A 12,173-nucleotide genomic window follows, 5' to 3' on the forward strand; every position below is an offset into this window, starting at 1 on the left:
CGGGGCGTGGACTGCTTCGCCGTCACCGGTGGCCGCCCGGCACGAGCGCCTGGTACGCCCGATCGTGCCAGGCCAGCGGCCGGCCCCGGCCGATCCGCACGCCGGACACCCGCCCGTAGACCACCTGGTGGTCGCCGACCTGGGTGCTGTCGTGCAGTTCGCACCAGGCCACCGCCAGCGCGCCGCTGATCACGGGTCGGCCGTCCACCAGCCGGACCTCGTAGCCCAGGTCGGCGAACCGCGTGCTGTCGCTGGGGGAACGGGAGAAACGGTCGGCCAGGTCGGGCTGGTCGTCGGCCAGCAGATGCACGGCGAAGCAGCCGGCATGGCGGATGGCGGTGAGCGTGCGGGAGTCCAAAGCCATGCAGCACAACAGGATCGGCGGCCGCAGGGACACGCTGGTCACCGTGCTCACGGTCGTGCCGGACCAGCCCGAGGGGCCGCAGGCGGTGACCACGGCGACCCCGGCGGTCAGCTTCCGGTAGTACTCGCGGCAGGCCTCGGCCAACGTCGGGTCCAGGGTGGCGGTCATCGCCGACCGAACCAGGTCGGAGCCTCGGCCGGGGTGAGCACGGCCAGCGCGGCCGGCAGCGCGGTCAGGTCGTAGGCCGGGCCGGTAGCGGGCATGACCTCACCGTCGTGCTCGTACAGCACCGGCTGCCCGTCCAGGCGCTCCACGGTGATCCGCTCGCCGCGGCCCCAGCACACGCCGGGCAGCTGGTACAGCGTGCGCCCGACGGCCGCCTGGCCGAAGTCCATCAGCTCCACCGACGCCGGGATCACCGTGATGTCGAGCAGCCCATCATCCACAATGGACTCTGGAACGAGGTGCAGAACGCCGCCGCGGTAGGGGAAACCGCCGGCGATGGTCTCCACGATGCCGCCCTCGTAGATCACCTCGCCGTCGACCGTGACGCGGCCGGCATAGGGCACGTGGCTCTGCATCGCGGCCAGCGACGCGGCGATCAGCAGCTCCCGCCCGGTCTCCGGCCGGCCGAGCCGGGCCAGCAGGCTCTCCGCGAACAGGCCGCTGCCCGAGCCCAGCACGACGACGTGGCCGGTCTGCTCGACGCGGGCCAGATCGAGGTGGCGGACCACGGCCTCGCCCCGCAGCGCGGTCGCGGCGACGGTCTCCCACGGCGCGTCGTCCCACAGCCCGCGGTAGGTGGAGTTGCCGGTGCCGGCCGGCGCGACCAGCAGCGGCGGCACCGCGGCGCCGGCCTCGCGGGCCCGGTGCAGGCCGGTGACGACCTCGCAGATCGTGCCGTCGCCGCCGACGCCCGTGATGACGTCCGGCGGGTTCTCGCCGACGGCCAGCTTGAAGGCGAGGTCCGTGGCGTCGCCCGCGGCCGTGGTCTCCACGGTGTCCAGCGTCGCCGTGCCGACGGCGGCCAGCGCGGCCACCGCCTTCGCGCCGTCGCCGCCCGCCGCCGGGTTCACGATCGCGGTGACTCGCAGACGTGGGTTCATCTGGTTCAGACCTCTCGTGAGCAGTTCAGCCGAGACGGCGCACGACACGCATGCGCGTGCCCTGCTTGGGGATCATCGTGATGTGGTGCATCCGGTCGTCCTCGTCGGCCGGGTCGACCGCCTCGATCGCCACCGTGCGCAGGATCGCCGCGACCACGGTCTCGATCTCCACCTGGGCGAACATCGCGCCGATGCACCGGCGCACGCCCCCGCCGAACGGCAGCCACGCCTGCGCGGACGGGTTCCCGTCCAGCCAGCGCTCCGGCCGGAACGCAGCGGCGTCGGCGTCCCACCAGCGCTCGTCCCGACCGACCACGCCGATCGCCGGCACCACGGTCGCGCCCGCCGGCAGCTGGTAGCCGGCCAGCTCGATGGGCTCGGTCAGCCGCCGGGCCACGTTCTGGATCACCGGCCGCACCCGCAGCGCCTCCTTGAACACCGCGGTGCGGTACGGGTCCTTGGGGTCGTCGAGGCCACGGCGCAGCCGCGCGTGCGCCTCGGGATGGCGCAGCAGCCGCTCGAACAGCCAGGCCAGCCCGACCGCGGTCGTCTCGTGCCCGGCCATCAGCAGCGTCATGACCTCGTCACGCACGTCCCGGTCGTCGGCGTCCGGGTCCTCCAGCAGCATCGACAGCACGTCGGTGCGCCCGGCCCGGTCCGGGTCCTGGCGGCGCAGCGCGATCTCCTGGTAGATCAGACGATCGGCGTGCTCCAGGTTGCGCACGACATTGCGCCACGGCCAGTACTTGCCCAGGCCCGGCCGGATCAACACCAGGATGCCGGTCAGGTTCATGTCGGCGACCTTGTGCAGCGCCTCGCTCATGGCCAGCGCCCGCGCCGGGTCGTCAACGCCGAGCACCGCCTTGACGATGATCTCCAGCGTCAGCGCGTAGGAGCGGTCCAGGAACCGGAACGGGCGGTCCACCGGCCAGCGCCGCGCCTCGTCCTCGGCGATCCGGCGCATGGTGGCCACCAGCCCGGCGATGCGGTCGTGGTGGAACGGCGGCATCATCCGCTTGCGCTCGGGCTTGTGCTCGGGCGCGTCCAGCGTCAGCAGCGAGTTGCGGCCGACGATCGGCAGCAGATTCCAGTTTCCCTTGCCGCCGTGGAAGATCTCCGGCGCGCCGCGGAACACCTCGCGGATGTGCTCGGGGTCGCGCAGGATGACGAACGGGCCGTGCGGGATCAGCCGCAGCGTCACGATGTCGCCGAACTGGTCGAACATCTGCGGCATGTAGCGCTGGCGCTCGCGCCAGTAGTGGAACGTCTGCACAGCCGGCGAGGTCGACGGCCCCGGCGGCAGGCCATCGGTCCGAGGCGGGCTGGTGGTGTTCGCGGCGGCCCTCATGACAGCCTCTCCCTCGGTCGGTCGGACTGCCCGGCGGACAGCCAGGCCAGGTAGCCGTCGAGCGCCCGGCCGGCCAGGCCGCCGCGCGGCAGCCACGGCGCCTTCGGTCGCAACCAGGGCAGCGCGAAGGACAGGTGGTCCTTGCGGCCGGTGGCGATCCAGCGCGCCACGTGCGCGCCGTTGGCCACCGACACCGCCAGGCCGTGCCCGTTGCAACCGCCGACGTTGAAGATCCCCGGATCACGGGAATCGTTGCCCAGCAGCGGAAGTCCATCCCGGGTCATCCCGACCGGCCCGGCCCACGCCGACTCGATGTCCACATCGGACAGTTCCGGGGCCAGTGCCCGCGCAGCGGCGCGCAGGCGGCCCGGCGACGGTGCGAGCGAACCGTAGGCACCGCGGCGCACGACGCCGCCTCCGACCACGATTCGATCGTCCGACGTGAGCCGGAAGTACGGCGACAGCTCGCCATGCTCGATCAACGTGTCGGTGCGCAGACTTTCCACCGCGGCCAGCGCGGCCGGCGGCAGCTTGCCGGTGACGCCGGCCTGCACCCGCACCCCGAACACCCCGGCGGGCGTGCCCGGGATGCCGCCGTAAGCGTTGAGCGCCACCACAACTCGGTCGGCCGACAGCTCCGCGTCGTCGGTGCGCACGATCGTCACCAGCCCTCGCCGGATCTCGCGGACCGGGCTGCGCTCGTGGATCGTCACACCGCGCTGCTCGGCGATCCGGGCCAGCTGTCCGGTCAGCGCGGCCGGATCCAGCGTCGCGGCCGGCTCGTACCGCAACGCGCCGAGATACCCCTGCGCGAAGGCCGGCAGTTCCCCTTGCGATACCAGCGAAATCGGCAGCCCGAGCGCGCGGGCCGCGTCGGCTTCGCGCTGCTGGGCCTGGGCCGCAGCCTCATCCGGTGCGACGACCAGCTGGCCGCCCGGGATCAGATCGCACTCGATCCGATGCTCCTCGACGAGCGCGAGCACCGCCCGCACCGCCTCCACCGACCACAGGTAGGCCGACCGCGCCACGTCGTCGCCGAACCGACGCCGTGCCACCGCGAGCGGCGGCCCGACTCGGGGGCCGAGCAGGCCGGTGCCGCGCCCGCTCGCGCCGGCCGCGCAATGGTCGGCCTCCACCACGACGATCCGCAGTTCCGGTGCGAGCCGGGCCAGCTCCGCCGCCGCGGTCAGGCCAGTCAGACCGGCTCCCACGACCGCGACGTCACACCGCTGATGGCCACGCAGCCGGGGCCGCGAACCGGGGTCGCCGGTCTCGCTCCACGGCGTCGCGTTCATCGCCACCGCCGGGACAACCGCCGCTGGGAGAAACGGCCCTGGGAGAACCGGCTCTGCCCGGTGACGGCGCGGGCGATGGCCCGGGCATCCACCGCCATGTCCGGGATCTGCCCGGACGGCACGCGGAACCCGGTGAAGTACAGTCCCGGCGCGTGGGGCGCGGTCTGGCCGCCGTGCACGAGCGGCCGGCCGCCGGGCTCCGCGAGCACACCGAGGTGCCCGAGCAGGCCCTCTAGGCCCGGCCGCTGGCCGGTGGCCGCGATCACGGTGTCCGGCTTGATACTTGTGCCGCCGTCGAGCAGCACTGTCTTGCGGTCGAAGGCATTGACCGCGCGCACGATCTCCACCGTGCCGTCACGAACCGCCTCGACCAGGCCACGGTCGATCGAGCCGTAGGTGTGCCCGGAGCGCGCGATGCCGGCCATCGTGCCCTCCACGGGCGGGTTCAGCCCGTAGGCGCTCAGGTCGCCCCACTGCACGCGGTGCATCAGCAGGCTGACCCGGTTCACCAGCCAGGGCGGCATCTTCGCGTGCTTGACCGACTGGCTCAGCAGCGACGTCAGCGGGCTGAGCTTGAACAGCAACGGGTTGTGCCGGATGGACATCCGCACCCGCGACGCCCCGGCCGCGGCCGCCGCCACGGCGATGTCGATGCCGGTCGGGCCGCAGCCGACGACGAGAACGTCCTTGCCCGCGAACGGTTCCGGCACCGTGTAGTCGCGGGCGTGCAGGAACTCGCCCTCGAAGTCGGCCAGGCCCGGCCAGTCCGGCACGAAGGTCGTGCGGTGCAGGCCGGTGGCGATCACCAGGTGGTCGGTGGCCAGGTCGCCGATCGAGCTGCGCACCAGCCACCGGCCGCCCTCGCGGTCGACGCGGTGCACCTCCGTGCCGTAGCGGACGTCCGGGTCCAGCCTCTCGACGTACTTGCGCAGGTAGTTGGCGAAGTCGTCGCGCATCGGCCACGGGCCGAACTCGGCCGACAGCTTCATGCCCGGCAGGTGGCTCAGCCGCCGCCACGAGTTCATCCGCAGCGAAGGGTAGTAGGAGGTCCAGGTGGAGAAGGCGAACTGCGCCCGGTCGAGGACCAGCGGGGCCAGCCCGGCCTCCTTCAGCGTCCACGTCGCCGCGAGACCGGCGGGACCGGCGCCGATGACGATCGGGCGCGCATTGCTCAGCGACACGAGGTTGCTCATGGGTCAGATCCGCTCCGGCTGGGGCTGCTGCGGGCGCTGCGGCGCCCGGGTGATGGTCTTGTCGAACTCGGCGAACCCGGTTGTCGCCTCGGGTTCGAACGGCACCCGGAACGACTTGAGGAAGTTGCCGAAGATCGCGCGGTCGCCGCACAGGTGGACCGGCACCATCAGCAGCGCCCACTCGAAGCCGAACAGCCAGATCCACAGGCCCACCACGACCGCCTGGGTGACCAGGCTGTGCATGGTGTTGTAGAGGACGTAGTAGACCTTGGAGATCTTCTTGTCGGGCGAGCGCCGGTAGGCGATCGCGCCGGGGATGTAGCCGATCACGTCGATGTAGGCGAACAGCGCCACGGCGGGGATCCACCGGATCTCGCCGATGTGGATGAGCAGCAGCACGACGCCCACCACGAGCGCGACGCCGTACTCCGCGCGCAGCAACAGCAGCGTGGTCCGGCTCTCGAAGCGGTTGATGTGGTCCATCTCGGCCTTCTTCCCGGAGTCAGGCGGTCAGAACGGGGTCGGGCTCGCGCCGGCGCCGCAGCCGGGCGCTCACCGCGGCGGCGATGGCCGGATCGCCGACGACCGTGGCCTCGCCGAGCAGCTGGTGCACGATCAGGGCGATGCCCTCCTTGAGCACCTTGGTGGCGATCGGCTCCAGCACGCCGGCCAGGCTGGGGATGCCGAAGTCGAAGGTCGCCTCGAAGCGCACCTGGCAGCCGCCCGGGGCCGCCGTCACGCCCCACGAGCCGCGGAAGACCTCGAAGTCCCCGGTGGTCTGCTCGAACACGATGCGGCGCTGCTCGGACTGGAAGTAATCGACCTCGGTCCAGCGCAGCAGGCCGTTGCGGAAGAAGATCTCCCAGTCGCTCAGCAGCGGGCCGCCGTCCTCGCGGCCGTGCACGACCACGGCGTTGACCTCGTCGACGAGCTCGGGATATCGCTCGAACTCGCAGATCCGCCGGTAGGCCTCGGCGGCGCCGACAGTGTCGGCCCGCAGGGTCAGTTCCAGGCTACGCATCGGTCACCTCGGGGTTGTTGGCGGCGACCTCGGCGGCCGCGCGCTCGAACCGGTCGATGAGGAAGTCCACATCGGACTCGGTCAGCGTCGCCGGCGGCGTGAACCGCACGACGTGGTCGGAGTTGAGGGAGATGTTGGCGATGATGTCGTTGGCCACCAACGCCAGCAGCAGGTCCGCCGCCAGCGCCGGGTCGGCGAAGTCGACGCCGATCAACAGGCCCGCGCCACGCACCTCGCACCGGTGATGGGGCAGCCGGGCCGCGACGATCCGTTGGAACGCGGGCGTGAGCCGTTCACCCAGCGCCGCCGCCCGCTCGACCAGGCCGTCTTCCTTGATGGCCCGGATCGCGCCGCTGACGGCCGCCATGCCGAGCGGCGCCGCCGAGAACGTGGACGTGTGCAGGACCGGGTCCCGGTTCAGCGCGCCGAAGACCTCCTCGGTCGCGACGGTCGCCGCGACGGGAACGATGCCGCCGCCGAGTGCCTTGCCGGACAACAGAATGTCCGGACGCACACCCTCCGCCGTGCAGCCCCACCACGCGCCCAGCCGGCCCAGCCCGGTCTGCACCTCGTCGACCACCAGCAGCGCGCCGTACTCCGAACAGACCGCGCGCACGGCGGACAGGTAGCCGGACGGCGGGATGTGCACCCCGCCCTCGCCCTGTACCGGCTCGACGATCACGCACGCCTCTCCCGGATGCCGTTCCAGCGCCGCGGTCAACGCAGTGACGTCGCCGAACGGCACGTGCGTGACGTCCGGCAGCAACGGGCGGAACGGATCCTGGAAGGCTCGTTTGGCCGTCACCGACAGCGCGCCCATCGTCTTGCCGTGGTACCCGCCGGTCATGGAGATCAGGTGCCGCCGCCCGGCCAGCCGGGCCAGCTTGATCGCTGCCTCCGTCGCCTCGGCCCCGGAGCACGAGAAGTGCACGCGCTCCAGGCCTGCCGGTGCCACCGACATCAGCGCCTCGGCCGCGCGGGCGGCCGCCGGCTCCAGGAAGATCCTGGTGCCCATGGGATGCGTGTGCAGCTGCCGCTCGACCTCGGCCACCACGGTCGGGTGCCGGGCCCCGGTGATCAGCACGCCGTAGCCGCCGGCGTTGAGGATCCGGTGTCCGTCGCTCATGGTCAGCCAGGCGCCGTCGGACGCCACCTCGATGTGACCGCCGAGGACGTCGGCCAGCCGCGCCCGCCCGGAGCTGAGCCGCCGCCGGTAGACGCGCGACACCTCCTCGCGGTCGACGACGTCGATGTCGGCGTTCACGCGATCCTCAGCACGTCGCCGGTGAAGTTCTCCACCAGGGCCCGGCGGGTGGCCGCGCGGGCCGGCGGGTGGAAGTTCACGCACTGGCAGGCGGCGATCAGGTAGGCGACGTCGGGGGAGCCGATGAAAGCCATGCCGCCCAACGCCTCCACCGCCCGGCCGGCGGCGTCGGTGATCGCCTCCTGCGCGCCGTAGCGGGCGATCATCGCCTTGGTGAGCGCGGCGTTGTCACCCTCCTTGGCCATCAGCTGACGGGCGATTCCCTCCAGCAGCAGGGTCGCGGTTTCCAGGCGCACGCCCAGATCCGCCCTCGTCTCCACGCCCAGCCGTTCACTGGCCAGCGCCCGGTTCACGAGCGAGCTGGCCATGCCGAGGTAGGAGGCGGTGATGAGCATCTCGAACCACATGAAGCCGATGGTCTGGAGCTCGTCGACCTCGCCGCGGTCGCCGACCTCGGTCGGCACCAGCAGCCGCTCGTCCACCAGGACGTCGGTCAGCCGCACCTCGTCGCTCTCCGCCCCGGCCAGAACGTTGCTGCGCCAGAAGGGATGCACCGAGATGCCCGGGCTGTCGGCCGGGATGAGCATGGCCAGGTTCTCCGTGCCACCCTCCTTGCGGGGCACCGACACGCTGGCCGAGAGCAGGTCCATCGACGCGGACATGCTGCACGGCTTCTTCGAGCCGTTGACGAGGATCCCACCGTCGGCCCGGACACCGCCGACGGTGGGGGACAGGATGCCCTGACCGGGGTTGCCCTCGGCGAAACCGGAGGACACCAACAGGTTCTGCGTGGCGATTCCCTCCAGCAGCGCCCATTCCAGCCCGCTCGCGCGCAGGCTCTCGGCCAGGGTGAAGATCGTCGCGACGGAGAAGTGGTGCATGGTCGAGGCGACGGCCAGCGACGGCGACACGGCCCCGATCGCCCGGGTCACCTGGATCGCCTCCAGCGGCGAGGCGCCGAGGCCCTCGTACTCCTTGGGGATCACCAGTGCCGGGCCGCCCGCCGCCTTGAACAGCTCCAGCCCGGGGTTGCCCGGCTTCTCCAGCTCGGCCAGGCCGACGTCGGCCAGCTTGCCCAGCAGGCCCGGGAGGCGGTTCTCGCAGAGCTCGCGGGCCTCATCGAGTGTGCGCATCGTGGCCTTCCCTGTGCTCGGGTCGAATGATGGAAACCCCCTGCAGGTGGGTGGTGCGCAGCACGGGGAAGTTGGCCTCGCCGAAGGCGCCGCCGGTCAGGCCGGTGCCGCCGTGCGAGGGCAGGGGCGCGGTGAACGCGATGTGCGAGTCGTTCACCTTGAGCAGCCCGCCCTTGACGGTGTGCGCGACGAACCGGTCGATCACCGCGTCGTCCTTGGCCCACAAGGAGTTCCGCAGGCCGTAGGGGCTGGCGTTGACGAACTCCAGGAAGCTGTCGAACAGGGTGGCGTCCTCGGCCGCGTGCGGCACGATGATCGGCATCAGCGGGAAGAACGTCTCGTCCGCCACCGCCGACAGCTCGCCGGCCCGGCTCAGCCCGTCCACCCGCAGCACGGTCGGCTGGAGGAAGAAGCCCGCCTCGTCCAGGGTGCCGTCGATCTGCATGCCCTTGCCGCCCGTGACCACCGTCGCGCCCTTCTCGACGGCGTCCTCCAGGTAGCGGGTGAACTTGTCGTGCCGCAGCACCGGGGAGAGCAACACGCCCTCCTCGTCCGGGTAGCCCGGCTTCAGCGCCGCGGCCCGAACCTTGACCAGCTCGATCAGCTCGTCGGCCACGGCCGGGTGCACGATCGCCCGATTGGGCACCATGCACAGCTGGCCGGAGCCGTAGAAGCCCTCCACGATCGCGTCGGCGGCGCCCTCCAGATCGGCGTCGCGCCAGACCAGCACGATGTCGTTGCCGGCCAGTTCGAGGATCGGCTTCTTGCCGGCTTCCACACAGCGGCGCTCGATCTTCAGACCCGGCCCGACATCGCCGAAGTACATGATGTCGTCCACGTGCTCGCTGGCGATCCAGGCGTCCAGCATCGGGCCCGGATGCCCGCACACGATGTTGAGCAGCCCGGGCGGCGCGCCGAGCTCGTCGAGAACCGGCGCGATCACGTTGCGCAGCACCGAGGACACGCCGAACGGCGCGGTTCGCGGCGCCCGCACGACCACGGCGTTGCCGCCGGCGATGCTCGTCACGCCCAGCAGCGCGCTGACCAGCGGCGCGTTGGCCGGCGGATTGACGCAGACCACGCCGTCGGGCTGGCGGCGCACGATGTTGCGCCGCGCCCCGATCGCGAACTCCTGCCACAGCTGGGAACGCAGGAACCCGGTGGTCTCCGGCCGCGTCAGCTCGTACATCCCGGACAGCTCCCAGCGGGCCAGTTCCAGCGGATGGCCCTCCAGGGTGAGCATGTCGATCAGCTCACGCTCGTTGTCGTGGATCGCCTCGCGCAGCAGCCGGTTCCAGTCCTCCAGCCGCACTGAGAGCGGGACCGAGCGCCACAGCCTGGTCGCCTCGGCCGCGGCGGCCAGCGCGTCCTGCACCGTGTCCGGATCCGCCACCGACACCCGCCCGACCAGCACACCCGGCGCGACATCGGCCGCGGAGACGCGACCCGCCTCGAGGTTCCGCTTGAGCGTCAGGTTGGCGAACGAGTCGTCCAGCACCGCGCGCGCGGAAAGCGAGTACACCCACTTGCCGCTCTCCACATCTTTCCCTCGCACGAAACTGCCCAACGACGGCAGCTGGTGCGGTTCGACCTTCGTGCTCAACACGCCCCCACAATCCCGTCTCCGACGACGATTCGGCTCGAAGTATCGGCCGGGGGGCCTGAAACGCCCCTGACGCGTTACGGCCGGCGGTTTCGCCGCCGCGTCAGAGGCGTTGGCTAGCGTCGTCCCCAGCACGACACCGAGCAGGGAGGCAGGACGTGACGGTCCCGGCAGCGGCGCACCAGCAGAGCTCGACGCTTTCCGCTCTCCAGCGGCACTCGGACAACCCCAGCGCCTTCCTCGCGCTCAACGGGGGCAACGAGTACTTCCGCGTCGAGGGCGTGGAAGGCTATGTGTGCTACCGGGAGCACGGCAAGCGCTGGATCCAGTTCGGCGGCCCGTTCACCCCGGAGGCGACCCGGGCCCGCCTGCAACGCGATTTCCTGGACCAGGCGCACGCCAACCGTCGCAAGGTCGTGGGCGTCCAGTTGCAGCGGGCCGACGCCGAGCTCATGGCCGAGCAGGGCCTGACCGTCAACCAGGTGGGCGCGTCCTACGCGGTGGAGCTGGCCGGGCACAGCCTGCGCGGCAAGAAGTTCGTCAGCCTGCGCAACAAGATCTCCCGCGCGCTGCGGGCCGGCCTGGAGATCGAGGAGGCGGACCCGGCGTCGGTGGCCGGCGACATCGAGCACATCGACCGGCAGTGGCTGCACGAGAAAGGCAAGCACACCAAGGAGTTGGCCTTCCTGATCGGCGAGATCGGCGGCCCGTGGCAGCCGCTGCGCAAGCTGTTCGTCGGGCGGATCGCCGGCGAGCCCATCGCCTACATCTCGTACGCGCCGGTCTTCGGCTCGCGGCCGGGCTGGCTGCACGACCTGAGCCGGCGGCTGCCGGCCTGCCCGCCCGGGGTGATGGAGGCGATCAACGCGCACGTCATCGAGCACGTCAAGGAACTGGGCGCGGCTTGGCTGCACTTCGGGTTCACGCCCTTCACGACCCTGGACGAGTCCTACCGGCTGCCGACCGCGAGCCGGGCGGCGGCGAAGATCATCACGCTGCTGGCCGAGCACGGCGACCGGGTCTATCCGGCCAAAAGCCAGCTGGAGTACAAGATGAAGTGGAATCCGACGGCGGTGCTGCCGGAGTACTTCGCGTTCGACGGCGGCATCTCGCCGCGATCGCTGTGGAGTGTGCTGCGGGTGACGAACATCGTCTGACCCGCGTTTTTCGGGAAGGGTACCCAAAGCGGCCGATGGGGGCCGGACCTCGGTCCGGTCGGGCTCTCGCCCACGCAGGTTCGAATCCTGCCCCTTCCGCGTAACCGCATCGCGAGAGGAATCCCGGCATGACCGAAGTCCGTTTCGTGCAGGAGTGCGCCGCGCCGGTCGAGGCGGCCTTCGCCTACCTCGCCGACTACCGCAACGTGCTCGACTACTGGCACGGCATGACCACCTTCGAACCGGTCGGCGAGCTCGACCGCGGCCTCGGCGCGACGTTCCGGTCGGAGACCAAGGTCGGGCCGTCGACGCTGAAGTCGACCATCCGCACGGTGGAGTGGGAGGAGAACGTCCGCCTGGCCTATCGCTCGGTGGCCGGCATGGACTCGGCCACCAGCTTCGAGCTGACGCCGATCGACGGCAACCGGAGCCGGGTCGCCTTCCGCATCGAGTTCCAGCTGCCCGGCGGCATCGCGGGCAAGGCCATGGAGCGCACGCTGATGCCGTTCGTCAGCACCGCGGCCCGCAAGACCGCCGAGAACCTCGTGCGCGGCATCGCGGCCCGTCACGCCAGCGCCTGATTCTTGGCCCTCCTGACGTTATGCAGGGAAGGACGCCTTACCCTCGTTCAACGCGGGTAAGGCGTCCTTCCCTGCATAAAGGGGGTCAGCGGAGGGAGTGGCAGGCAG

The 12,173-nt window shown here is 71.3% G+C and carries 12 protein-coding genes and 1 tRNA gene; 3 read left to right on the forward strand and 10 right to left on the reverse strand.

Annotated elements, in window-relative coordinates; translation table 11 throughout:
- Positions 1 to 22: 22 nt before the first annotated feature.
- Genes AB0M73_RS33430 through AB0M73_RS33475 form a run of 10 tightly spaced genes read right to left on the reverse strand, consistent with a single transcriptional unit; the run spans position 23 to position 10,330 of the window.
- Positions 23 to 532 carry a flavin reductase family protein gene (locus AB0M73_RS33430; RefSeq protein ID WP_363899227.1) on the reverse strand — a complete coding sequence of 170 codons (510 nt, stop codon included), beginning with the start codon at positions 530 to 532 and terminating at the stop codon, positions 23 to 25.
- A complete protein-coding gene (locus AB0M73_RS33435; protein WP_157495279.1) occupies positions 529 to 1,470 on the reverse strand; it encodes a diacylglycerol kinase family protein in 942 nt (313 codons plus the stop codon). The genes AB0M73_RS33430 and AB0M73_RS33435 overlap by 4 nt, the downstream gene beginning before the upstream one ends.
- 25 nt (positions 1,471 to 1,495) lie before the next feature.
- Positions 1,496 to 2,818, reverse strand: a complete 1,323-nt coding sequence (locus AB0M73_RS33440) for a cytochrome P450 (protein WP_363899231.1) — start codon at positions 2,816 to 2,818, stop codon at positions 1,496 to 1,498.
- The gene (locus tag AB0M73_RS33445; RefSeq protein ID WP_363899264.1) at positions 2,815 to 4,113 is read right to left on the reverse strand and encodes an FAD-binding oxidoreductase; all 1,299 of its coding nucleotides are present in this window, start codon (positions 4,111 to 4,113) and stop codon (positions 2,815 to 2,817) included. Before AB0M73_RS33445 ends, AB0M73_RS33440 begins: the two co-directional genes overlap by 4 nt.
- On the reverse strand, positions 4,110 to 5,306 hold the full coding sequence (locus tag AB0M73_RS33450) for an NAD(P)/FAD-dependent oxidoreductase (protein WP_363899234.1): 1,197 nt from the start codon (positions 5,304 to 5,306) through the stop codon (positions 4,110 to 4,112). Before AB0M73_RS33450 ends, AB0M73_RS33445 begins: the two co-directional genes overlap by 4 nt.
- 3 nt (positions 5,307 to 5,309) lie before the next feature.
- Positions 5,310 to 5,789 (reverse strand): hypothetical protein, encoded by a 480-nt coding sequence (locus AB0M73_RS33455; protein WP_363899237.1) that lies wholly within the window; start codon positions 5,787 to 5,789, stop codon positions 5,310 to 5,312.
- A 19-nt stretch (positions 5,790 to 5,808) separates the two neighbouring features.
- Complete coding sequence (locus AB0M73_RS33460) at positions 5,809 to 6,327, reverse strand: SRPBCC family protein (RefSeq protein ID WP_052396246.1); 519 nt, start codon at positions 6,325 to 6,327, stop codon at positions 5,809 to 5,811.
- Positions 6,320 to 7,591, reverse strand: a complete 1,272-nt coding sequence (locus AB0M73_RS33465; protein WP_363899240.1) for an aminotransferase class III-fold pyridoxal phosphate-dependent enzyme — start codon at positions 7,589 to 7,591, stop codon at positions 6,320 to 6,322. Before AB0M73_RS33465 ends, AB0M73_RS33460 begins: the two co-directional genes overlap by 8 nt.
- Positions 7,588 to 8,724: an acyl-CoA dehydrogenase family protein gene (locus tag AB0M73_RS33470; RefSeq protein WP_363899243.1), complete on the reverse strand. Its 1,137-nt coding sequence runs from the start codon at positions 8,722 to 8,724 to the stop codon at positions 7,588 to 7,590. Before AB0M73_RS33470 ends, AB0M73_RS33465 begins: the two co-directional genes overlap by 4 nt.
- Entirely contained in the window at positions 8,708 to 10,330 is a 1,623-nt protein-coding gene (locus AB0M73_RS33475) for an aldehyde dehydrogenase (protein WP_363899246.1), read from the reverse strand. The genes AB0M73_RS33470 and AB0M73_RS33475 overlap by 17 nt, the downstream gene beginning before the upstream one ends.
- A gap of 155 nt (positions 10,331 to 10,485) precedes the next feature.
- Between AB0M73_RS33475 and AB0M73_RS33480 the strand changes: the two genes are divergently transcribed.
- The 3 genes from AB0M73_RS33480 (at position 10,486) to AB0M73_RS33490 (ending at position 12,065) form a co-directional block, all read left to right on the forward strand.
- Positions 10,486 to 11,484, forward strand: coding sequence for a DUF2156 domain-containing protein (locus AB0M73_RS33480; RefSeq protein WP_363899249.1), 999 nt, complete (start codon positions 10,486 to 10,488; stop codon positions 11,482 to 11,484).
- Positions 11,485 to 11,497: 13 nt separating this feature from the next.
- Positions 11,498 to 11,583, forward strand: a tRNA-OTHER gene (locus AB0M73_RS33485).
- A gap of 29 nt (positions 11,584 to 11,612) precedes the next feature.
- Positions 11,613 to 12,065 carry an SRPBCC family protein gene (locus tag AB0M73_RS33490; RefSeq protein ID WP_363899252.1) on the forward strand — a complete coding sequence of 151 codons (453 nt, stop codon included), beginning with the start codon at positions 11,613 to 11,615 and terminating at the stop codon, positions 12,063 to 12,065.
- The last annotated feature ends 108 nt before the right edge of the window (positions 12,066 to 12,173 follow it).

The organism is Kutzneria sp. NPDC051319 (genome assembly GCF_040682195.1).
GTDB lineage: Bacteria > Actinomycetota > Actinomycetes > Mycobacteriales > Pseudonocardiaceae > Kutzneria.